Origin of the sequence: Microbacterium rhizosphaerae (assembly GCF_034120055.1) — a bacterium.
GTDB lineage: Bacteria > Actinomycetota > Actinomycetes > Actinomycetales > Microbacteriaceae > Microbacterium > Microbacterium rhizosphaerae.
The window spans coordinates 1,796,763-1,818,627 of sequence record NZ_CP139368.1; the positions used below are offsets into that span (position 1 = coordinate 1,796,763).

Annotated in this window: 21 protein-coding genes; 19 read left to right on the top strand and 2 right to left on the bottom strand. The window is 68.6% G+C overall.

Features of this window, described 5'->3' with window-relative positions:
- Positions 1 to 98: 98 nt before the first annotated feature.
- From ftsZ to SM116_RS07925, 13 genes are all read left to right on the top strand, one after another.
- On the top strand, positions 99 to 1,265 hold the full coding sequence (ftsZ, locus tag SM116_RS07865; RefSeq protein WP_320943890.1) for a cell division protein FtsZ: 1,167 nt from the start codon (positions 99 to 101) through the stop codon (positions 1,263 to 1,265).
- Positions 1,266 to 1,312: 47 nt separating this feature from the next.
- Positions 1,313 to 1,999, top strand: coding sequence for a YggS family pyridoxal phosphate-dependent enzyme (locus tag SM116_RS07870; protein ID WP_320943891.1), 687 nt, complete (start codon positions 1,313 to 1,315; stop codon positions 1,997 to 1,999).
- 33 nt (positions 2,000 to 2,032) lie between these two features.
- Positions 2,033 to 2,497 (top strand): cell division protein SepF, encoded by a 465-nt coding sequence (locus tag SM116_RS07875; protein ID WP_320943892.1) that lies wholly within the window; start codon positions 2,033 to 2,035, stop codon positions 2,495 to 2,497.
- Positions 2,498 to 2,516: 19 nt separating this feature from the next.
- On the top strand, positions 2,517 to 2,816 hold the full coding sequence (locus SM116_RS07880) for a YggT family protein (protein WP_320943893.1): 300 nt from the start codon (positions 2,517 to 2,519) through the stop codon (positions 2,814 to 2,816).
- A gap of 89 nt (positions 2,817 to 2,905) precedes the next feature.
- Positions 2,906 to 3,463: a DivIVA domain-containing protein gene (locus SM116_RS07885; protein ID WP_320943894.1), complete on the top strand. Its 558-nt coding sequence runs from the start codon at positions 2,906 to 2,908 to the stop codon at positions 3,461 to 3,463.
- 9 nt (positions 3,464 to 3,472) lie between these two features.
- Positions 3,473 to 4,042: a signal peptidase II gene (gene lspA, locus SM116_RS07890; protein WP_320943895.1), complete on the top strand. Its 570-nt coding sequence runs from the start codon at positions 3,473 to 3,475 to the stop codon at positions 4,040 to 4,042.
- 1 nt (position 4,043) lies between these two features.
- Positions 4,044 to 4,964 carry an RluA family pseudouridine synthase gene (locus tag SM116_RS07895; protein ID WP_320943896.1) on the top strand — a complete coding sequence of 307 codons (921 nt, stop codon included), beginning with the start codon at positions 4,044 to 4,046 and terminating at the stop codon, positions 4,962 to 4,964.
- Between the two features lie 96 nt (positions 4,965 to 5,060).
- Entirely contained in the window at positions 5,061 to 8,531 is a 3,471-nt protein-coding gene (gene dnaE / locus SM116_RS07900) for a DNA polymerase III subunit alpha (protein ID WP_425563277.1), read from the top strand.
- 74 nt (positions 8,532 to 8,605) lie between these two features.
- Complete coding sequence (locus tag SM116_RS07905) at positions 8,606 to 9,769, top strand: hypothetical protein (RefSeq protein ID WP_320943898.1); 1,164 nt, start codon at positions 8,606 to 8,608, stop codon at positions 9,767 to 9,769.
- A complete protein-coding gene (locus tag SM116_RS07910) occupies positions 9,762 to 10,535 on the top strand; it encodes a type 1 glutamine amidotransferase (protein WP_320943899.1) in 774 nt (257 codons plus the stop codon). The genes SM116_RS07905 and SM116_RS07910 overlap by 8 nt, the downstream gene beginning before the upstream one ends.
- A 17-nt stretch (positions 10,536 to 10,552) precedes the next feature.
- Positions 10,553 to 11,854, top strand: a complete 1,302-nt coding sequence (hisD, locus tag SM116_RS07915; protein ID WP_320943900.1) for a histidinol dehydrogenase — start codon at positions 10,553 to 10,555, stop codon at positions 11,852 to 11,854.
- A gap of 1 nt (position 11,855) precedes the next feature.
- Positions 11,856 to 12,353, top strand: a complete 498-nt coding sequence (nrdR, locus tag SM116_RS07920; RefSeq protein ID WP_320943901.1) for a transcriptional regulator NrdR — start codon at positions 11,856 to 11,858, stop codon at positions 12,351 to 12,353.
- 10 nt (positions 12,354 to 12,363) lie between these two features.
- Complete coding sequence (locus SM116_RS07925) at positions 12,364 to 13,386, top strand: quinone-dependent dihydroorotate dehydrogenase (RefSeq protein ID WP_320943902.1); 1,023 nt, start codon at positions 12,364 to 12,366, stop codon at positions 13,384 to 13,386.
- A 12-nt stretch (positions 13,387 to 13,398) separates the two neighbouring features.
- On the opposite strand, the gene SM116_RS07930 is transcribed toward SM116_RS07925, so the two are convergent.
- Positions 13,399 to 13,971, bottom strand: a complete 573-nt coding sequence (locus SM116_RS07930; protein ID WP_320943903.1) for a DUF3043 domain-containing protein — start codon at positions 13,969 to 13,971, stop codon at positions 13,399 to 13,401.
- Between the two features lie 45 nt (positions 13,972 to 14,016).
- Here SM116_RS07930 and SM116_RS07935 point away from each other — a divergent pair, with 45 nt between their 5' ends.
- The 6 genes from SM116_RS07935 to SM116_RS07960 all read left to right on the top strand — a co-directional run bounded on the left by SM116_RS07935 (position 14,017) and on the right by SM116_RS07960 (position 19,858).
- A complete protein-coding gene (locus tag SM116_RS07935) occupies positions 14,017 to 15,411 on the top strand; it encodes a dipeptidase (protein ID WP_320943904.1) in 1,395 nt (464 codons plus the stop codon).
- A 29-nt stretch (positions 15,412 to 15,440) separates the two neighbouring features.
- Entirely contained in the window at positions 15,441 to 15,806 is a 366-nt protein-coding gene (erpA, locus tag SM116_RS07940) for an iron-sulfur cluster insertion protein ErpA (protein WP_320943905.1), read from the top strand.
- Positions 15,807 to 15,962: 156 nt separating this feature from the next.
- Entirely contained in the window at positions 15,963 to 16,862 is a 900-nt protein-coding gene (ctaC, locus tag SM116_RS07945) for an aa3-type cytochrome oxidase subunit II (protein ID WP_320943906.1), read from the top strand.
- A 2-nt stretch (positions 16,863 to 16,864) separates the two neighbouring features.
- A complete protein-coding gene (gene ctaD / locus SM116_RS07950; protein WP_320943907.1) occupies positions 16,865 to 18,607 on the top strand; it encodes an aa3-type cytochrome oxidase subunit I in 1,743 nt (580 codons plus the stop codon).
- Positions 18,608 to 19,024, top strand: a complete 417-nt coding sequence (locus SM116_RS07955) for a cytochrome c oxidase subunit 4 (RefSeq protein ID WP_320943908.1) — start codon at positions 18,608 to 18,610, stop codon at positions 19,022 to 19,024.
- Between the two features lie 99 nt (positions 19,025 to 19,123).
- Positions 19,124 to 19,858: a PP2C family protein-serine/threonine phosphatase gene (locus tag SM116_RS07960; RefSeq protein ID WP_320943909.1), complete on the top strand. Its 735-nt coding sequence runs from the start codon at positions 19,124 to 19,126 to the stop codon at positions 19,856 to 19,858.
- 99 nt (positions 19,859 to 19,957) lie between these two features.
- On the opposite strand, the gene qcrB is transcribed toward SM116_RS07960, so the two are convergent.
- On the bottom strand, positions 19,958 to 21,847 hold the full coding sequence (gene qcrB / locus SM116_RS07965; protein ID WP_320943910.1) for a cytochrome bc1 complex cytochrome b subunit: 1,890 nt from the start codon (positions 21,845 to 21,847) through the stop codon (positions 19,958 to 19,960).
- Positions 21,848 to 21,865: the final 18 nt, after the last annotated feature.

A 21,865-nucleotide genomic window follows, 5' to 3' on the forward strand; every position in this document is an offset into this window, starting at 1 on the left:
ATACCTTCGAGATCAGGAATTGCATACCGGGCAATTCTTTAAACCTCTACGTGAGGTTGAAGGTTTAGGACGCGGTTCGGGACGATACGGAGGCCGGCATGAGCCAGAACCAGAACTACCTCGCGGTGATCAAGGTCGTCGGGGTCGGCGGCGGCGGCGTCAACGCCGTGAACCGCATGATCGACCTGGGGCTGCGCGGTGTCGAGTTCATCGCGATCAACACCGACGCGCAGGCCCTGCTCATGAGCGACGCCGACGTCAAGCTCGACGTCGGCCGGGAGCTCACACGCGGGCTCGGCGCCGGCGCCGATCCCGAGGTCGGTCGTCGCGCGGCGGAAGATCACGCGGAGGAGATCGAGGAGGCCCTCGCGGGCGCCGACATGGTCTTCGTCACGGCCGGCGAGGGCGGCGGCACGGGCACGGGCGGCGCACCGGTGGTCGCCCGCATCGCCAAGTCGATCGGCGCGCTGACGATCGGTGTGGTCACGAAGCCGTTCTCGTTCGAGGGCCGCCGCAGGCAGAGCCAGGCCGAAGCCGGCGTCGCGAAGCTGAAGGAAGAGGTCGACACCCTCATCGTCGTCCCGAACGACCGGCTGCTGCAGATCAGCGACCGCGGGATCTCCATGATCGAGGCGTTCGCCACGGCCGACCAGGTGCTCCTCGCCGGTGTCCAGGGCATCACCGACCTCATCACCACGCCCGGTCTCATCAACCTCGACTTCGCCGACGTCAAGTCGGTCATGCAGGGCGCCGGATCCGCACTCATGGGCATCGGATCCGCCCGCGGCGCGGATCGTGCGATCAAGGCCGCGGAACTGGCGGTCGAATCGCCGCTGCTCGAGGCCTCGATCGAGGGGGCGCACGGCGTGCTGCTGTCCATCCAGGGTGGATCGAACCTCGGCATCTTCGAGATCAACGACGCGGCTCAGCTGGTCAAGGAGGCCGCGCACCCCGAGGCGAACATCATCTTCGGCACGGTGATCGACGACACGCTCGGCGACGAGGTGCGCGTCACGGTCATCGCGGCCGGCTTCGACGGCGGTGAGCCCACCCTGCGGATCGACACGGTGCACGATGCGCGGCACGTCCCGTCCGCGTCGAGCGTCGCCGCGGCGATCGGCCAGAGCACGAGCGAGCCGACCGCCGAGATGGCCGAGCGCCAGGAGAAGATCGAGCGCGTCCCGGTCACCGTCAGCGTCCCGGAATCGGGCTACGAGTCGGCGTTCGGCGACGACGACCTCGACATCCCCGAATTCCTGAAGTAGCCCCGCGACAGGCTCGCGGACCGCTGGAGAAACGAGCTCTCATCACCATGGACGACCTCGCCGCGCGCCTCGCCGCGGTCGACGCCCGTATCGTCGACGCGGCGCGGGCGGCGGGTCGGGACCCGTCGGAGCTCACGCGCATCGTCGTGACGAAGTTCCACCCGGCGCAGCTCGTGGCGAGCCTCTACGATCTCGGCGTCCGCGACGTCGGCGAGAACCGCCAGCAGGAGCTCAGCGCGAAGAGCGTCGAGGTCGGGCCCCGCGAGGGGCTGACGTGGCACTTCATCGGGCAGGCGCAGACCAACAAGGCGCGTGCCGTGCGGGCCGCGGCATCCGTCGTCCACTCCGTCGATCGCGCACGTCTCGCGGACGCTCTCGACGCCGCCGCAGACGACGACTCGCCGATGCTCGACGTTCTGCTGCAGATCAACCTGACCGACGACCCGACCCGCGGCGGAGTCGCCCCCGGCGGCATCGAGGCGCTCGCCGAGCACGTGACGGGATGCCGCACCCTGCGTCTGCGCGGCGTCATGGCGGTCGCCCCGCTCGACGAGCCGCCGGCACCCGCCTTCGAGCGGCTCGCCGCGTACTCCGAGCGCGTGCGGGCCGTCCTTCCCGACGCATCCTGGATCTCCGCGGGCATGACCGGCGACTTCGTCGAGGCCATCGCCTGCGGTGCGACACACCTGCGGATCGGGTCCGCAATAACCGGACCGCGGCCCACCCGCGGTTAACCTCGGATCAGACGAGCAATCGGGAGGAATGCGATGTCGAACCCGCTGAAGAAGACCATGGTGTACCTGGGCCTGGCCGATGAAGAAGAGGCCTACGAGGAGCCGGCGCCCCAGCCTGCTCCGCGCAAGTCGACGACAGCGGTCGAGAAGCCCGCGGCGCCGGTGACGCCGATCCGCCGCCCCGAGGTCGTCCGCCAGCCGGTCGCCTCCGCGGTCAGCGAGATCCTCACCGTCCACCCCAAGCAGTACCGGGACGCGCAGGTCATCGCCGAGAATTTCCGCGACGGCATCCCGGTCATCATCAACCTCTCCCAGATGAGCGACTCGGATGCCCGTCGCCTGATCGACTTCGCCAGCGGGCTGTCGATGGGCCTGTACGGCCGCATCGAGCGGGTGACGAGCAAGGTTTTCCTGCTCTCGCCGGAGAACGTGGCCGTGTCCGGCGACGGCGCGGTCGCTCAGGCGGACGCCGAGGCGACGCCGTTCAGCCAGCCGTGACCCGCGGGCGGTAGCGTCTATGGTCGTGATCTCCCTCATCGCGACCGTCATCAATACGTTGCTCCTCATCTACGTGTTCGTGATGCTCGCGCGCATGGTCCTCGACTTCATGCCCATGCTCAACCGTGAATGGCGTCCCCGCGGCGCCGGCCTCATCGCGGCTGAGCTCGTCTACACCGTGACGGACCCCCCGATCCGTCTCTTCCGCCGCTTCATCCCGCCGTTGCGGCTGGGCCCGGTCGCGTTCGACCTGGCCTTCAGCCTGACGCTGCTCCTGTGCTTCATCCTCATCGGGGTGACGCGCTCCCTCGCGGGGTGAAAGAGCGGCAGGTATGCTTTCTTGGGCGAGCCGACATCCGGTTCGCCACCCCAGACATCGGCCAGCCCCGAGCCCCGAAAGAGGAAACCATGGCATTGACTCCGGATGACGTCGTCACCAAGCAGTTCCAGCACGTTCGCTTCAAGGAGGGCTTCGACCCGGACGAGGTCGATGACTTCCTCGACGAGATCGTCGTGGAGTGGCGCAAGACCATCGCGGAGAACGACGAGCTGAAGGCCAGGGTCTCCTCGCTCGAGTCGGGCGCCTCGAGCGCGCCGGCCGTCGCCGCGGCTCCGCAGGCCTCCGTCAACGAGGGCCAGCCCGCGGCCGCGAGCGCCGGCATCATCGAGCTCGCGCAGCGCCTGCACGACGAGCACATCGCCGAGGGCAAGGCGAAGCGCGACCAGCTCATCTCCGATGCGCAGACGCAGGCGTCCCAGATCGTCTCCGAGGCCGAGGCCCGGGGTCGTGAAGAGCTCGCCCGCCTCGACCGCGAGCGCGCCACGCTCGAGGGCCGCATCACGGAACTGCGCCAGTTCGAGCGCGACTACCGCGGGCAGCTGCGCTCCTTCATCGAGGGCCACCTGCGCGACCTCGAGACCTCCTCGCCCTCGGGTCAGGCACCGGTCTCTGCCATCGGTCTGTAAGCCGGTCCGTTGACCGGTCGAGCTCCGATCAGCAAGGCGGCGGCCGGCATCACCATCGCGATCCTCGCGGTGCTGGTGCTGGCCGCCGATCAGTTGGCCAAGTTCTGGGCCATCCACAACCTCCCTCCGGAGGAGCCGGTGCACATCATCGGCGACTTCCTGATCTTCTTCCTCATCCGCAACTCCGGTGCCGCTTTCTCGATGGGCGCCGGCGTGACGTGGATCTTCACGATCGCGCTGACCGTCGTCGCGGCGGTGATCATCGTGCTCGCTCTGCGCATCCGCTCCCGCGCCTGGGCGATCGTGCTCGGACTGCTCCTCGGCGGCGTGCTGGGCAATCTGTCCGATCGCCTGTTCCGCGAGCCCGGCTTCGGCGTCGGCCACGTCGTCGACTTCATCTCGACCCCGTGGATGATGCCGGCCATCTACAACGTCGCGGACATGTTCATCGTCACCATGATGATCAGCGTCGCGATCCTCATCGTGATCGGCCTGCGCCTGGACGGCACGCGCGATCGACGCGCCGCGCAGAGCGAGGACGACGAGGATGCCGAGCATCCCGCCGTCCCGAAGGACTGAGGTGGAATCCCGCAGCCTCCCCGTGCCGGACGGGCTGGACGGTGTTCGCGTGGACGCGGCGCTGGCCAAGATGCTCGGGTTCTCGCGCACGTTCGCCGCAGAGGTGGCCGACGAAGGCGGGGTGACGCTCGATGGTCGCACACTGTCGAAGTCCGACAAGCTGCGTGCGGGCGGATGGCTCGACGTCTCGTGGACGCCGAAGCGCGAGCCGGAGGTGGTCCCGCTCGAAGTCCCCGACCTCGGCATCGTGTTCGACGACGACGAGATCGTCGTCGTCGACAAGCCGGCCGGCGTGGCGGCGCACCCGTCGCTCGGCTGGGACGGTCCGACCGTGCTCGGCGCGCTGGTCGCTGCCGGCTTCCGCATCGCGACGAGCGGTGCGGCCGAGCGGCAGGGGATCGTGCACCGGCTCGACGTGGGCACGAGCGGCCTCATGGTGGTCGCCAAGACCGAGCGGGCCTATACGGTCCTCAAACGCGCGTTCAAGGAGCGCGAGGTGGAGAAGATCTACCACGCCGTCGTGCAGGGGCATCCCGATCCGCTCGCCGGCACGATCGACGCGCCGATCGGCCGGCATCCCACCCACTCGTGGAAGTTCGCCGTCACGCCCGCGGGCAAGGACTCGGTCACGCACTACGAGACCCTCGAGGCCTTCCCGGGGGCGTCGCTCCTCGAGATCCATCTCGAGACCGGTCGCACGCATCAGATCCGCGTGCACATGGCGGCGCACCGCCACCCCTGCGTCGGCGACCCGCTCTACGGCGGCGACCCCACGCTGTCGGCGCGGCTGGGACTGACCCGCCAGTGGCTGCACGCGCACCAGCTCTCGTTCGCGCACCCCCGGACCGGCCAATGGCAGACGTTCGTCTCGGACTACCCGCCCGATCTCGCTCATGCGCTCGAGGTGCTGCGGGGCGACTGACGCACTCCGACGGCCGAGCGTGGGGGAGCCCCCTCCTAGACTCGATCCGTGGCATCCGATTCCTTCGTTCACCTGCACGTGCACAGCGAGTATTCGATGCTCGACGGAGCGGCCCGTATCGGGCCGATGGTGCAGGAGGCGGTCGCACAGGGGATGCCCGCGATCGCCGTCACCGACCACGGCAACACCTTCGCCGCGTACGAGTTCTACAAGACGGCGAAGGATGCCGGCATCAAGCCGATCATCGGCATCGAGGCGTACGTGACCCCGGGCACGCATCGCTCCGACAAGTCGCGCGTGCGGTGGGGCACGCCGGAGCAGAACGACGACGACGTCTCGGGCTCGGGCGCCTACACGCACATGACACTGCTGTCCGAGACCACGCAGGGCATGCACAACCTGTTCCGGCTCTCGTCGTACGCGAGCCTCGAGGGCTACTACTTCAAGCCGCGTATGGACCGCGAGCTGCTGCAGACCTACAGCGCGGGGCTCATCGCCACGACCGGGTGCCCGTCGGGCGAGGTCCAGACGCGTCTGCGCCTCGGCCAGTACGACGCCGCGCGCGCGGCCGCCGCCGAATTCCAGGACATCTTCGGCAAGGACAACTACTTCGCCGAGATCATGGACCACGGCCTGTCGATCGAGCGCCGCGTCATGACGGATCTCCTGAAGATCGCGAAGGACCTCGACATCCCGCTCGTCGCGACCAACGATCTCCACTACACGCATCAGCACGATGCGAACAGCCACGCCGCGCTCCTGTGCGTGCAGTCCGGGTCCACCCTCGACGACCCGAAGCGGTTCAAGTTCGACGGCGACGGCTACTACGTCAAGACACCGGCCGAGATGCGTCAGGTGTTCCGCGACCACCCGGATGCATGCGACTCGACGCTGCTCATCGCCGAGCGCTGCGACATCGAGTTCAACACGAGCGCGAACTACATGCCGCGCTACCCCGTGCCCGAGGGCGAGACCGAGGAGTCGTGGTTCATCAAGGAGGTCGAGAAGGGCCTCCACCACCGCTACCCGAACGGCATCCCGGACGAGGTCCGCGCGCAGGCCGAGTACGAGTGCGGCGTCATCGTGCAGATGGGGTTCCCCGGCTACTTCCTCGTCGTCGCCGACTTCATCAACTGGGCGAAGGACAACGGCATCCGCGTCGGTCCCGGCCGCGGCTCGGGGGCGGGCTCCATGGCCGCCTACGCCATGAAGATCACCGACCTCGACCCGCTGCAGCACGGCCTCATCTTCGAGCGCTTCCTCAACCCCGACCGCGTCTCGATGCCGGACTTCGACGTCGACTTCGACGACCGCCGGCGTGCCGAAGTGATCGCCTACGTCACCGACAAGTACGGCGACGACCGCGTCGCGCAGATCGTCACGTACGGGACGATCAAGGCGAAGCAGGCGCTGAAGGATGCCGGTCGCGTCCTCGGCTTCCCCTTCAGCATGGGCGAGAAGCTCACGAAGGCCATGCCCCCCGCCGTCATGGGCAAGGACATGCCGCTCGAGGGCATGTTCGACCCGAACCACCCGCGCTACAAGGAGGCCGTCGAGTTCCGCACGGTCATCGAGACCGACCCCGAGGCGAAGACCGTCTTCGACACCGCGGTCGGGCTCGAGAACCTGAAGCGCCAGTGGGGCGTGCACGCTGCCGGCGTCATCATGTCGAGCGATCCGCTGATCGACATCATCCCGATCATGCGCCGCGAGCAGGACGGCCAGATCGTCACGCAGTTCGACTACCCGGCGTGCGAGTCGCTGGGCCTCATCAAGATGGACTTCCTGGGGCTGCGCAACCTCACGATCATCAACGACGCGCTCGACAACATCGCGGCCAACCGCGGCCACCCGCTGGTGCTCGAGGACCTCCCGCTCGATGACCAGGAGTCCTACGACCTGTTGACGCGCGGCGACACGCTCGGCGTGTTCCAGCTGGACGGCGGCCCGATGCGCTCCCTCCTGCGCCTCATGAAGCCCGACAACTTCGAGGACGTGTCGGCCGTCATCGCGCTGTACCGCCCGGGGCCGATGGGGGCGAACTCGCACATCAACTACGCGCTGCGCAAGAACGGGCAGCAGCCGATCACGCCGATCCATCCGGAGTTCGCCGAGTCGCTCAAGGAGATCCTCGACATCAGCTACGGCCTGATCATCTATCAGGAGCAGGTCATGGCGATCGCGCAGAAGGTCGCGGGATTCAGTCTCGGCCAGGCCGACATCCTCCGCCGCGCGATGGGCAAGAAGAAGAAGTCCGAGCTCGACAAGCAGTACGAGGGCTTCCGCCAGGGCATGGTCGACCGCGGCTACAGCGAGCCTGCGATCGAGGCGCTGTGGGAGATCCTCCTGCCGTTCTCGGACTACGCCTTCAACAAGGCGCACTCCGCGGCCTACGGTCTCGTGTCGTACTGGACGGCCTACCTCAAGGCGCACTATCCCGCCGAGTACATGGCAGCCCTGCTCACGAGCGTCGGCGACTCCAAGGACAAGATGGCGGTGTACCTCAACGAGTGCCGGCGCATGGGCATCAGGGTCCTGCCGCCGGACGTCGGCCAGTCCATCCGGTACTTCGCGGCCGTCGGCGAGGACATCCGCTTCGGCCTCGGGGCCGTGCGCAACGTAGGCGCGAACGTCGTCGATGCGATCGTCGAGGCGCGGGCCGATGCGGCCTTCACCTCGTTCCACGACTTCCTCTCGAAGGTGCCGGTGCACGTCGCCAACAAGCGCACCGTCGAGTCGCTCATCAAGGCCGGTGCCTTCGACTCGCTCGGCGACACGCGGCGCGCCCTCATGGAGATCCACGAGGACGCGACCGAGCAGGCGGTGCTCGACAAGCGCCGCGAGGCGAACGGCGAGGTCGGCTTCGACTTCGACAGCCTGTGGGGCGACGACGAGCCGCAGCGGGCCGCGAAGGTGCCCGAGCGTCCGGAGTGGACGAAGAAGGACAAGCTCGCCTTCGAGCGCGAGATGCTCGGCCTGTACGTGTCCGACCACCCTCTGGCCGGACTCGAGGTGCCGCTCGCCAAACACGCCTCCACGAGCATCCACGACCTCCTCGCCAATGAGGACATCGGCGACGGCGAGCAGGTGACGATCGCCGGGCTTGTGACGAGCGTCCAGCACCGCGTGGCCAAGACGAGCGGCAACCCGTACGGCATGATCACGATCGAGGACTTCGACGGAGAGATCACCGTGATGTTCATGGGCAAGACCTACACCGAGTTCCAGACGATGCTGCAGGCCGACAGCATCCTCGTCGTCCGGGGACGTGTCTCGCGGCGCGACGACGGCATGAATCTGCACGCGCAGTCGGCGTTCGCTCCCGATCTCGGGGCGATGGATGCGTCGGGCCCCCTCATCCTCGTGATGCCGGAGCATCGCGCGACGGAGGCGGTGGTCACCGAGCTCGCCGGCGTGCTGTCACGGCACCGCGGATCGACCGAGGTGACACTGCGACTGCACCGCGGATCGACCGCGAAGGTCTTCGAAGTGCCCATGCCGGTGACGATCTCGGCAGACCTCTTCGGCGATCTCAAGGGTCTGCTGGGACCTCAGTGTCTCGGCTGAGGCCACGCGACCTCGCTGGGTAGTATCGGACGCACCGCGCGGTCGCCCCACCCGCGCAGACGGAAGGAACGCACGTGACCGACACCGACCGCCCCGAGAACGAGAGCACCGCCGACAGCCGCGCCGACCAGGCGGGCACTCTGGCAGAGCCCCCCGCCGAGCGGACGACGGACACCGGCGCGCTCAGGTCGACGCGATCGAACTCGTACGGCGCGACAGGAGCCGCCGGAAGCGTCGAGACGACGAGTGCAGAGCCGACTGGCGCAGAGCCGACTGGCGCAGAGCCGACGCATGCGGGGCCGACGCATGCGGGGGAAGGAGCTTCCGACGCTTCCGCCGCGACCGAGACGGACCTCGGCGAGACGGGAGACGTCGCCGTCCCGCCGCACTACGGGATCGGCCCGTTCTCCGTCCGCGAGATCACGCTCGGCATCGTATGGATCTTCGCCTTCATCGTCTCGTTCTTCCACCTCATCGGCGACCGCTCGGTCTGGACGAACGGGCTGGAGTGGATCATCACGATCGGGCTGCCCACCGCGGCGGTGTTCCTCATCGTGCTGCGCCGCCTCTCGCCGACCGGTATCCGGCGCGTGGGCTCCCTCGGCATCGACCAGTTCGCCTCGGTCGTCTTCTCCGTCTCCCTCCTCCTGTGGCTGCAGTACATCTGGGAGACGGTCTCCATCGCCGTCGCCGGCGGGGGCTGGGTGCGATCGTGGGTGATGTGGGTCGAGGCCGTGCTCATGCTCGGCGGCGTCGTCCTGACGGTGGCCGCGAAGTGGCTGCCGGTGCTCGGCGACGACTTCCAGTACCGCGAGCCGGTCGTGGCACAGCCGTCGGCGCGTCCGATCCGGGAGCTGACGCCGCGCCCGGTCGTGGCACGCCCGCCTCGCGCACCGCGTCCCGCGAAGGTGAAGCACGACCTTCCCGTCGAGGCCATCCTTCCGCTCGCCGACGAGCCCGCCGAGCCGGCGGCCGCCACGACCCGGACCGAGGCCGTGCGCGACGACGCGGTGCAGACCGATGCCGAGACGGTCGCGGTACCCGTCGCACATCAGGCGTTCTGGGCCCTCTCCCCGGTCGAGCGCGACGTGGTCGACGAGCACGGCGTCCCGCTCTTCCGCATCGGCCCGACCGCGTGGGCTCTCGTGATCGAGGACCGCGGATCGACCTTCGTCGTGCGCAACGACGACGGCCGTGTGGGCTACCTGCGCGACATCTCCGGCGTCACGCGTGGCTGACGCGCTGCGTGGGGGCGACTCTCTGCGCGTCCTCGTCGTCGAACACGAGGCCGACGCGGGACTGGGGCTGATCGGCGAGCGCCTCCAGGCCGCCGACGTCGACGTCCACGTCGTCGGACCCGATGCGAGGTCCGACGTCCCCACGAGCGCGAGCGGGTTCGACGGCGTCGTGGTCCTGGGCGGCACGCCCGGTCCGCTCGAGGACGAGCGCGCACCCTGGCTCGGTCCGACGCGCGAGCTCATGCGTTCGACTCTCGATGCCGGCATCCCTCTGCTCGGCGTGTGCCTCGGCGCACAGCTGCTCGCGGTCGTCGCCGGCGGTCACGTGGCCGAGGCTGCTCGTGGGGGAGAGGTCGGCTTGAGCGCGGTGCGGATGACGGATGCCGCGGCCTCCGATCCGCTCCTGCACGATCTGCCGGACGACCTGCGCACGCTCCAGTGGCACTTCCTCGAGGTGCGCGAGCTGCCCTCAGGATCCGTGTCGCTCTGCACGAGCGAGCGCTGCTCGAACCAGGCGTTCCGGGTCGGCGAGAGCGCGTGGGGCCTGCAGTTCCACCTGGAGGCGACCACCCGCACGGCCGTCGACTGGACGGCGACGGGCACCGCCGACCTCGCCACCGTGGGCCTCACCGCCGACCAGGTCGTCTCCGACGTGCACGCGGCGGAGGATGACCTCCGGGCGACATGGTCGGTCGTGGCCGACCGGTGGATCGACGTCGTGCGCGAGTCCGCCCGGGCCCAGGAACGGGCGGCCCCGAGGTCCTGAGCCGGTAGCCTGGCAGGATGCTCCGCACCATCGACCTTCGCGGCCGCACGCTGTCCGCGGCCGAGTGGCTGACCATCGTCCCGCGCGCCGAGGCGGCGCGCGATCAGGCCCTCACCGCTGCGGCGCAGATCGTCCATGACGTCGCCGCGCGCGGAGAGGAAGCGCTCCGCGAGCAGGCCGAGCGCTTCGACGGAGCGTCAGGGCACGACATCCGCGTCCCGGCCGAACAGCTCGACGAGGCGCTCGAGGCGCTGGCGCCCGACGTGCGTGCGGCCCTCGAGGAGGCGATCCTCCGCGTCCGCGCGGCCTCGGCCGTGCAGGTCCCGGCGCCCGCGGTCACCGAGCTCGCACCCGGCGCGATCGTCGAGCAGCGCTGGCAGCCGGTCCGTCGGGCCGGCGTCTATGTCCCTGGCGGGAAGGCGGTCTATCCGTCGAGCGTCGTCATGAACGTCGTGCCGGCGCAGGTCGCCGGCGTCACCCAGGTGGCGTTGGCCTCCCCGCCGCAGCGCGAGCACGGCGGACGCGTCCACCCGGTCATCCTCGCCGCAGCCCGGCTCCTCGGCGTGACCGAGGTGTACGCGATGGGCGGCGCCGGCGCGATCGGCGCCTTCGCGTACGGCGTCCGCAGCCTCGGGCTGGACCCCGTCGACGTGGTCTCGGGGCCGGGCAACAACTTCGTCGCGGCCGCCAAGCGCGCCGTCGCAGGAAGGGTGGGGACGGATGCCGAGGCCGGCGCCACGGAGATCCTCGTCGTCGCGGACGCTTCGGCGGATCCCGACCTCGTCGCAGCCGACCTCGTGAGCCAGGCGGAGCATGACGAGCAGGCCTCGGCGGTCCTCGTCACCGACAGTCCCGAGCTCGCGGTCGAGGTCGACCGGCGCACGGCGGCGCGCGCGGCGACCACGCACAACGGCGCACGTGCGCAGGAGGCGCTCGTGGGCCCGCAGTCCGCGATCGTCCTCGTCGACGACATCGATGCCGCGATCGCGTTCAGCAACGCCTACGCGCCCGAGCACCTGGAGCTTCACCTCGAGAATCCGCGCACCGACGAGTTCGTCAACGCCGGTGCCCTGTTCGTGGGCGCCTACGCTCCCGTGAGCCTCGGCGACTACCTCGCCGGCAGCAACCACGTCCTGCCCACCGGAGGACAGGCGCGCTACTGCGCGGGACTGTCCGCCGCGACGTTCCTGCGACCGCAGCAGGTCATCAGCTACGATCGCGACGCGCTGGCCGCGGTCCGCGACGCCATCGTGACCCTCGCGAACACCGAGGAGCTGCCCGCGCACGGTGAAGCCGTTGCGGCGCGATTCGAGGTCTGACATGCACTGTCCTTTCTGCCGTCATCCCGACTCCCGCGTGATCGACTCGCGCACGAGCGACGACGGGCTCAGCATCCGCCGCCGTCGCCAGTGCCCGGAGTGCGGCGGACGCTTCTCGACGATCGAGACTGCGAGCCTCAATGTCATCAAGCGGTCGGGCGTCGTCGAGCCGTTCAGCCGCGAGAAGGTGATGTCGGGGGTTCGCAAGGCCTGCCAGGGGCGTCCCGTGACGGAGGGCGACCTGGCGGTCCTGGCCCAGACGGTCGAGGAGGCCGTGCGTCAGACCGGGTCGTCCCAGGTCGACACGAACGAGATCGGCCTCGCCATCCTCGGCCCGCTCCGCGAGCTCGACGAGGTCGCCTACCTGCGATTCGCCAGCGTTTACCAGGCGTTCGAGTCGCTCGACGATTTCGAGGCGTCGATCGCCCAGCTGCGTGCCGATCACGCCGACAAGGCCGCCGCGACCGCCGAATCGTCGGGGGATGCCGCCTCCCGGTAGCCTGGCGGGGATGTATCCCCTGTTCTTCCGCACCGTCCTGTCGCGCCTGGACCCGGAGTTCGCGCACCACGCCGCGATGCTCGTCATCCGGATCGCGGGAGTCCCGCCGTTCGCCTGGATCGCCCGCGCGCTGACGGCGCCGGCGCCGGAGCTGCGCACCGAGGCGCTCGGTCTGAGCTTCCCGTCGCCGTTCGGGGTCGCGGCCGGCTTCGACAAGAACGTCGTCGGCGTGAAAGGTCTCGCGGCCCTCGGGTTCGGCCACGTCGAGATCGGCACCGTGACCGCGATCCCGCAGCCCGGCAACCCGAAGCCCCGGCTGTTCCGCCTCATCCCGGATCGCGCCGTCGTCAACCGGATGGGCTTCAACAACGAGGGAGCGCAGGCCGCCGCCCGCCGTCTCCAGAAGCTGCGCCGGCGCGATCGCGACGTCGTCATCGGCGTGAACATCGGCAAGAGCCGCGTCGTCGAGGTCGCCGACGCGGCGGCCGACTACGTGCGCAGCGCCACGCTGCTGGCGCCGCTGGCCGACTACCTCGTGGTCAACGTGTCGTCACCGAACACGCCCGGGCTCCGTGGTCTGCAGGCGGTCGAGACGCTCCGTCCGCTGCTGACGGCGGTGAAGAATGCCGCGGGCCGTACTCCGCTTCTGGTCAAGATCGCGCCCGACCTGCCCGACGACGAGATCACGGCCATCGCCCTGCTCGCGGTCGATCTCGGCCTCGCCGGCATCATCGCCACCAACACGACGATCTCCCGCGAGGGACTGGCGACCGATCCGGCGATCGTGGCGGCAGCGGGGGAGGGCGGACTGTCGGGCGCACCTCTCAAGAAGCGCTCGCTCGCCGTGCTGAAGCTTGTTCGGTCGACGGTGCCGGAGGGCTTCGCCGTCGTGTCGGTCGGCGGCGTCGAAACCGCCGCCGACGTGCAGGAGCGGCTGGATGCCGGTGCCGACCTCGTGCAGGGCTACACGGCGTTCCTCTACCGCGGCCCGCTCTGGGGTCGCCAGATCAACCGCGCACTCGCGGTGCGCTGAGCGCCGGGCGGGTCAGGCCGGGTACTGGCCGCGGCGCACCTGCGGCTTCGGCAGTCGCATGAAGCGCATCTGGATGGAGCGCATCGCTCCGTACCAGCCGAGGCCCTTCTCGAGCTTCGTCGCGCCGAACTTCGCCTTGGCGGCGCTCTTGATGCGCATCGACGTGATGATCATGTCGCCGATGACGAAGAAGATGAAGATCCACAGGCCCACGAACGACCAGTACTGCATGCCGCCGACCGGAACGAACGTGAGCACGATCACGAGCACCATCGCCGGCATGACGATCTCGCCGAGGTGCCAGCCCGCGTCGACGAAATCGCGCGCGAAGCGGCGCTGCGGACCCTTGTCGCGAGCAGGCAGGTACTTCTCCTCGCCGGAGGCCATGCCGAGGCGCGCCTTGTCGCGCTGGCGGGCCAGATCCGCGCGAGCGGCGGCCTTCGCCTCCTTCGTGTCCGGCACCAGAGGCCGCTTGCGCGCCGCCTCCTGCTCCGCGCGGGACGGCGTCGGCCGACCCTTCCCGCCGGGTGCGCCGGCGTCGCCGGCAGGTGCGTCGTGCGGTGCGGGTGCGGGTGTCTTGGCCACTGTGATCCTCGGAACGTCGGACGGGGTTCCCTTAAGATTACCGGCATGACCTCTGAGCTGTCCCGACGGGAGGCGATCCGCGAGGCAGCGGCCGCCGGCATCCCCGCCGCCCTCGCCGATCTCGGCACCCTCGTCCGCATCCCGTCCATCGCGTGGCCCGCGTTCGACCAGACCCAGGTGCGCCGGAGCGCCGACGCCGTCGCTGCGCTGGTCGAGCAGACCGGGGTCTTCGACTCGGTCGAGGTGAAGACCGCGGCCATCCCCGGGACCGACGAGGTCGGCCAGCCGGCCGTGCTCGCCCGTCGCGTCGCGCGCAACGGCCGTCCGACCGTTCTGCTGTATGCGCACCACGACGTCCAGCCGACGGGGGACGACGCCCTGTGGGACACCCCGCCGTTCGAGCCCACGGTCCGGGACGGGCGGCTGTACGGTCGTGGCGCCGCCGACGACAAGGCCGGTGTCATGGCGCACATCGCCGCGATCCGTGCACTCGTGGAGGCCGTCGGCGCCGACTTCGACCTCGGCATCTCGATGTTCATCGAGGGCGAGGAGGAGCACGGCTCGCGCTCGTTCGGGCAGTTCCTGGCCGACAACGCGGACGCCCTGCGCAGCGACGTCATCGTCGTCGCGGACTCGGGCAACTGGGATGACGTCACCCCGGCGCTCACCGTCTCGCTCCGCGGCAACGCGCGCTTCACCATGACGGTGCGCACGCTCGAGCACGCGTCGCACTCCGGCATGTTCGGTGGTGCGGTGCCGGACGCGATGATGGCGGCGGTCACACTCCTCGCCACGCTGTGGGACGAGCACGGCGCGGTCGCGGTGCCGGGTCTCACCGAGCGGGATGCCGAGACCCCGCAGTACACGGAGGAGACGCTGCGCTCCGAGGCGGGTCTACCCGACGGAGTCAGCGCGATCGGCACGGGCACCATCCTCAGCCGCATCTGGAACAAGCCGTCGATCACCATCACGGGCATCGACCACACCTCGGTGGCAGCGGCGTCCAACACGCTGGCGCCGGAGGTCTCCGTCGTCATCAGCGCCCGCATCGCCCCGGGGCAGCGCGCCCGCGACGCCTACGAGGCGATCGAGGCGCACCTGCGCGCCCGCGCGCCGTGGGGTGCGCAGCTCGAGTTCTCGGACATCGACTGCGGCGACGGGTTCCTGGTCGACTCCGGCGGCTGGGCGGTGGCAGACGCGCGCGAGGCGCTCGCCGAGGGGTACGGCGCCGACTCCGTCGACGTCGGCGTGGGCGGGTCGATCCCCTTCATCGCCGATCTCGTCCGCGAGTTCCCCGGCGCGCAGATCCTCGTCACCGGCGTGGAGGACCCGCACACGCGGGCGCACAGTCCGAACGAGTCCCTGCACATCGACACGTTCCGTCACGCGGTCCTCGCCGAGGCGCTCCTCCTGGAGAGCCTCGACGCGCGCGGGGCGTAGACTCGAAGCATCCCGTCAGAAGGAGCATCATGACCGATACAGCCCTGTCGACCGACCAGACCGCCAGCGCCCACGGCGTCCTGCTCACCGATGCCGCCTCGGCGAAGGTCAAGAGCCTCCTCGAGCAGGAGGGGCGAGACGACCTCCGTCTGCGCGTCGCCGTGCAGCCGGGTGGATGCTCGGGCCTGATCTACCAGCTCTACTTCGACGAGCGCTATCTCGACGGCGACAAGACGGTCGATTTCGACGGCGTCGAGGTCATCGTCGACGACATGAGCGTGCCCTACCTCGACGGCGCGACGATCGACTTCAAGGACACGATCTCGGAGCAGGGGTTCACGATCGACAACCCCAACGCCTCGGGAAGCTGCGCTTGTGGAGACAGCTTCCACTGATCGCGCATCGAGACACCGGCCGCTCGGGGCCGGTGTCTTCGCGCGCCCGGGAAACCGGGCCCGCGACCTCTCACCGGCTGGGCAAATGACCGGAATGCGGTGAGAGGTTGCCCTAGACTGACGAAGGTAACTTCCCTGTTTCCGGAAAGGTGCACCGTGCACTCGAAACGACGCCTCCGCTGGGCCGTCATCCCCCTCGGGATCGCAACGGCAGTCACCCTCGCGGGATGCTCGCCCACCGAACTTCACGGCTTCCTGCCCGGCTTCGATGCGTCCGGCGTGCCTACGACGAACCGCACCGATATGGTGGCGAGCCTGTGGGTCAACTCGTGGATCGTGCTGCTCGGCGTCGGCATCATCACGTGGGGCCTGATGCTGTGGGCGATGGTCGCCTACCGGCGCCGCAAGGGCCAGGTCGGGCTCCCGGTGCAGCTGCGCTACAACATGCCGATCGAGATCTTCTACACGATCGTGCCGTTCATCCTCATCCTCGGCATGTTCGCCTTCACGGCACGCGACCAGGCCACGATCGAGACGGTCGACGAGCATCCCGACGTGTCGATCATCGCGATCGCGAAGCAGTGGGCGTGGGACTTCCAGTACAACGGCACGCAGTCGGATCACTCGGACGCCGTGTGGTCCATGGGCGTGCAGGCGCAGCCGCGAGCGTCCGACGGCAACTACGACCAGTCGAAGCTTCCGACCCTGTACCTGCCGGTGAACAAGACGGTGCGCATCGACCTCCAGTCGCGCGACGTCATCCACTCGTTCTGGATCATCGACTTCCTCTACAAGAAGGACATGTACATCGGCCGCGACAACTCGTGGTCCTTCACGCCGACGCGTGAGGGCACGTACGCCGGCAAGTGCGCCGAGCTCTGCGGCGAATACCACTCGGCGATGCTCTTCAATGTGAAGGTCGTCAGCGAGGCGGAGTACCAGCAGCACCTCTCCGACCTGCGCGACGCGGGCCAGACCGGTGACATCACCGATGCGTACGACCGGCTGAACAATGTTCCCGGCACGGACGCGACCAACCTCGAGGGAGGTAAGTGACCATGGCGACGACGCTTCCGCTGCAGGAGTCCCAGGGCCGCCCGACGACCCTTCCGCCGCGCCAGGCGGCTCTGCTGAGCTCGACGCGCGTCGGACAGAAGGGCAACATCGTCGTCAAGTGGATCACCTCCACTGACCACAAGACGATCGGGTACATGTACCTGATCGCCTCGGTGCTGTTCTTCATGCTGGGCGGCGTGATGGCCCTGATCATCCGCGCCGAGCTCTTCGAGCCGGGGATGCAGATCATCCCGACGAAGGAGCAGTACAACCAGCTGTTCACGATGCACGGCACGATCATGCTGCTCATGTTCGCGACGCCGCTGTTCGCGGGCTTCGCGAACGCGATCCTGCCGCTGCAGATCGGCGCGCCCGACGTCGCGTTCCCGCGACTGAACGCCTTCGCGTTCTGGCTGTTCCTCTTCGGCTCGACGATCGCCGTCGCCGGCTTCCTCACTCCGCAGGGCGCGGCGGGCTTCGGATGGTTCGCCTATCAGCCATTGGCGAGCGCGACCTTCTCCCCGGGCGCTGGTGGAAACCTCTGGATGCTCGGTCTGGGCATGAGCGGCTTCGGTACCATCCTCGGCGCCGTGAACTTCATCACGACGGTCATCACGATGCGCGCGCCCGGCATGACCATGTGGCGTATGCCGATCTTCTCCTGGAACGCGCTCATCACGAGCATCCTGGTCCTAATGGCGTTCCCGGTCCTGGCGGCCGCCCTCCTCGCTGCGGCAGCCGACCGTGTGCTCGGCTCGCACATCTACGACCCGCACAACGGCGGCGTCCTCCTGTGGGAGCACCTGTTCTGGTTCTTCGGCCACCCCGAGGTGTACATCATCGCGCTGCCGTTCTTCGGCATCGTCTCCGAGGTGTTCCCCGTCTTCAGCCGGAAGCCCATCTTCGGATACAAGACCCTCGTCTATGCGACGATCTCGATCGCTGCCCTTTCGGTCGCGGTGTGGGCCCACCACATGTACGTCACCGGCGCCGTGCTGCTGCCCTTCTTCGCGCTGATGACGATGCTGATCGCCGTGCCGACGGGCGTGAAGATCTTCAACTGGATCGGCACGATGTGGCGAGGATCGGTCACGTTCGAGACACCGATGGTGTTCGCGCTCGGCTTCCTGGTCTCCTTCGTGTTCGGTGGCCTGACCGGTGTGATCCTCGCCGCTCCGCCGCTCGACTTCCACCTGTCCGACTCGTACTTCGTCGTCGCCCACTTCCACTACGTGGTGTTCGGCACGGTCGTGTTCGCCATGTTCGCCGGCTTCTACTTCTGGTGGCCGAAGTGGACGGGGCGCATGCTCAACGAGCGACTCGGCATGATCCACTTCTGGATGCTGTTCATCGGCTTCCACATGACGTTCCTCATCCAGCACTGGCTGGGTGTCGACGGGATGCCCCGCCGCTACGCGGACTATGCCGCATCCGACGGCTTCACGTGGATGAACCAGGTCTCGACGATCGGCGCGATGCTTCTCGGGGCATCCATGATCCCGTTCCTGCTGAACGTGTGGATCACTGCGCGCAAGGCACCGCGGGTGACGGTCAACGACCCGTGGGGATACGGCGCGTCGCTGGAGTGGGCGACGTCGTGCCCGCCACCGCGGCACAACTTCACGTCGATCCCGCGCATCCGCAGCGAGCGTCCCGCGTTCGACCTGAACCACCCGGAGGCAGCCGAGTACCCGGTGTCCGCCGAAACCCACGAGACTGTGGTCGTCGCAGGAGAGGCGAAGTAGATGCGCACCAACACCGGCCTCTGGTGGATCCTCTGCGCCTTCTTCCTCATCGTCGCGGCGCTGTACACGGGATGGAACATCCTCGAGCATGGCGAGCCCGAGTGGGTCGGCACTGTCGCCCTGCTGTTCACGGCTCTCATGTCCGCGCTGATCGCGTTCTACATGCAGCGCGTGCACCGCGCCCAGGGCGGTGAGCTGCCCGAGGACGTGCTCACGGCCGACATCGACGACGGCGACCCCGAGCTCGGCGAGTTCTCGCCCTGGTCGTGGTGGCCCATCGTGCTCGCATCGGCGGCTGCCCTCGGCATGATCGGCCTGGCGGTCGGCACGTGGATGATGCCCATCGGGATCGCCGTGTTCGTCGTGGCCATCGTGGGATGGGTCTACGAGTACTACCGCGGGTACTTCGCTCGCTGAGGTCGACCGCTGCGACTCATCGCAGCGGCCGCCTCTGACGCCGGCCGCTTCCGCTCCGAGAACCAGGACGCCGCTTTCACGGCATCCTGGGGAGCGGGAGTGGCCGATGGCGTTGGGGGCGGACCGGCGGGCGATCTCGCGTCTGCGGCCTTCTTGAGGCGCCTCGCGGCCGCGCACGTCGACGTGCGCGACGAGGACGACCTCGCCGAGCGCCTCCGCGGCGCGAACTGGGATCTACGGGCCCACGTCTGGCGCGACCCGTCGCTCGAGGGCATGGCCACGACCTTCACCGGCATCGTGGTCGCACGGGGCGGCCACGTTCTGATCGGCCATTCCGGCGACTCGCGGGCCTACCGGCTCCGCGCCGGGGTTGCGACGCGTGAGACGCGCGACGACTCGCTGGTGCAGAGTCTCGTCGACCACGGCCTGCTGGCGCCGGAGGCGGCTGCATCCCATCCCCGTCGCAACATCGTCACCGCTTCGATGACCGGGGCTGAGGACGATCATGTGACCGTCGGACGCGCGGACGCCGCGGTGGGCGACCGGTGGCTGTTCTGCAGCGACGGACTCACGGACTACGTGCCCGAGGAGCGGATCTTCGCGACGCTCGCGCGCCCGCTCAAGCCTGCGCGTGTCGCCGCAGAGCTCGTCGCGATCGCACTAGCGGCCCCGACGCGCGACAACGTCACGGTGGTGGTGTGCGACATCGCCGACGGCGACGCGGACGCGGGGGAGCGGCCTGTGTTCTACGGGGCGGCCGCCGGCCTCTTCGCGGAGGAGCTGGAGGAGCTCGACGACGATGTCGATGACGACGCGGGCGATACGCGCGGCTGACCGCGGAGGCTGACGCCTCCAGCGACGAGCAGCGGAAACGAGATGCCCCATTCCGACCCTGCGGTCGGAACGGGGCATCTGTGCGTTCTCCGTGCCGTCCTACGGCTTGTCGCGAGTGTCCTCATCGCCGTCGACCTCTGCCGCTGCGGACGGCTCGGGGGACGAGACCGCGTCCGTGTCGGACGCCGGGTTCGGCTCGCTGTCGGACGCAGCGCGGACATCGCGGTCGCCGTTTCGAGGCGCGTTCTGGTCGGTCGCCAGCACGCTCGTCGGACGGACCGGGATCTCACCGCTCTTCGATGTGTCCACGGGACGCAGCGGCGCGTCGGGGAAGCCCGCCCGCGTGTGCGCGCCCTGGATCTCCGCCGCCTCGGTCTCGGCCATCTCATCCAGCTCTTCGTGCTGGTGGTGCGTGTGCGCCTCCAGCTCCGCCTGCGTGAGGGGGATGAGACGGTCCTCGAAGAACCAGCGCGACATTCCGGAACGCAGCTGCTCGTGCCACGGGATCCGGCCCTTTGCGTTCGGACGGACGATGAGCGGCTCGTTGATCTCGAAGTCGGCCAGCTTGAAGCGCTCGTACTCGTCGACGGGCTGGTGGACCTCGATGTACTCGCCGCCGGGGAGGCGGACGATGCGACCCGACTCGTAGCCGTGCAGGACGATCTCGCGGTCCTTCTTCTGCAGACCGATCGCGATGCGCTTGGCGACGAAGTAGCCGATGATCGGTCCGACGATGAGGAGGATCTGCAGCGCGTGGATGACGCCCTCCATCGTCAGCGAGAAGTGCGTGGCGATGATGTCGGAGGATGCCGCGGCCCACAGCACCGCGTAGAAGATGACGCCGGCCACGCCGATCGCGGTGCGCGTCGGAGCGTTGCGCGGACGCTGCGCGATGTGGTGCTCGCGCTTGTCGCCGGTCACCCAGCCCTCGATGAAGGGATAGATGAGCACGAGGACGATGAACAGGCCGATCACACCGAGCGGGATCAGGATGTTGAAGGACCACGTGTGATCCAGCCATACGAACTCGAGGTGAGGTGGCACGAGACGCAGCGCGCCGTCGGCGAAGCCGATGTACCAGTCGGGCTGCGTACCGGCCGAGACCGGGGACGGGTCGTACGGGCCGTAGTTCCAGATCGGGTTGATCGTGAACAGCGAAGCGATGAGCACGATCACGCCGAAGGTGATGAAGAAGAAGCCGCCCATCTTCGACATGTAGATCGGCATCATCGGGTAGCCCACGACGTTGCTGTTGCGGCGACCGGGTCCGGCGAACTGCGTGTGCTTGTTGATCACCATCAGCATCAGGTGCAGCACGAGCAGACCGACGAGGATCGCCGGGAGCAGCAGGATGTGGAGAGTGTACAGACGCCCCACGATGGCGGTGCCCGGGAACTCTCCGCCGAACAGCAGGAACGACGTCCACGTGCCGATCACCGGGATCCCGAGGATCATGCCCTCGATGATGCGCAGGCCGTTGCCCGAGAGCAGGTCGTCCGGCAGCGAGTAGCCCGTGAAGCCCTCGGCCATCGCCAGGATGAACAGGATGAAGCCGATCACCCAGTTCAGCTCGCGCGGCTTCCGGAACGCGCCCGTGAAGAAGATGCGCAGCATGTGCACGCCGATGCCCGCGACGAATGTCAGCGCCGCCCAGTGGTGGATCTGACGGACGAGCAGGCCGCCGCGGATGTCGAACGACAGGTTCAGCGTGGAGTCCAGCGCCGCCGACATCTCGACCCCGCGCATCGGGATGAAGGTTCCCGTGTAGTGCGTCGTGACCATCGAGGCCTGGAAGAAGAACGTCAGGAACGTTCCCGAGAGCAGGACGGCCACGAAGCTCCACAGCGCGATCTCGCCGAGCATGAACGACCAGTGGTCGGGGAAGATCTTGCGGCCGAGCTCCTTCACGAAGCCGGAGAGGCTCGTGCGCTCGTCGATGTAATTGGAGGCCCAGCCGACGAAGCTACCGCCGAGGGGCTTCTCCTTCACCTCTTCCTGCGAAGGGGA

What these genes read in the sequence shown, in the direction of transcription:
- SM116_RS07885 (WP_320943894.1), top strand. Translation starts at nt 2,906, where the DNA reads ATGGCATTGACTCCGGATGACGTCGTCACCAAGCAGTTCCAGCACGTT.
- ctaD (WP_320943907.1), top strand. Translation starts at nt 16,865, where the DNA reads ATGGCGACGACGCTTCCGCTGCAGGAGTCCCAGGGCCGCCCGACGACC.
- SM116_RS07955 (WP_320943908.1), top strand. Translation starts at nt 18,608, where the DNA reads ATGCGCACCAACACCGGCCTCTGGTGGATCCTCTGCGCCTTCTTCCTC.
- hisD (WP_320943900.1), top strand. Translation starts at nt 10,553, where the DNA reads ATGCTCCGCACCATCGACCTTCGCGGCCGCACGCTGTCCGCGGCCGAG.
- SM116_RS07875 (WP_320943892.1), top strand. Translation starts at nt 2,033, where the DNA reads ATGTCGAACCCGCTGAAGAAGACCATGGTGTACCTGGGCCTGGCCGAT.
- SM116_RS07935 (WP_320943904.1), top strand. Translation starts at nt 14,017, where the DNA reads ATGACCTCTGAGCTGTCCCGACGGGAGGCGATCCGCGAGGCAGCGGCC.
- SM116_RS07880 (WP_320943893.1), top strand. Translation starts at nt 2,517, where the DNA reads ATGGTCGTGATCTCCCTCATCGCGACCGTCATCAATACGTTGCTCCTC.
- erpA (WP_320943905.1), top strand. Translation starts at nt 15,441, where the DNA reads ATGACCGATACAGCCCTGTCGACCGACCAGACCGCCAGCGCCCACGGC.
- SM116_RS07870 (WP_320943891.1), top strand. Translation starts at nt 1,313, where the DNA reads ATGGACGACCTCGCCGCGCGCCTCGCCGCGGTCGACGCCCGTATCGTC.
- nrdR (WP_320943901.1), top strand. Translation starts at nt 11,856, where the DNA reads ATGCACTGTCCTTTCTGCCGTCATCCCGACTCCCGCGTGATCGACTCG.
- dnaE (WP_425563277.1), top strand. Translation starts at nt 5,061, where the DNA reads ATGCTCGACGGAGCGGCCCGTATCGGGCCGATGGTGCAGGAGGCGGTC.
- SM116_RS07925 (WP_320943902.1), top strand. Translation starts at nt 12,364, where the DNA reads ATGTATCCCCTGTTCTTCCGCACCGTCCTGTCGCGCCTGGACCCGGAG.
- ftsZ (WP_320943890.1), top strand. Translation starts at nt 99, where the DNA reads ATGAGCCAGAACCAGAACTACCTCGCGGTGATCAAGGTCGTCGGGGTC.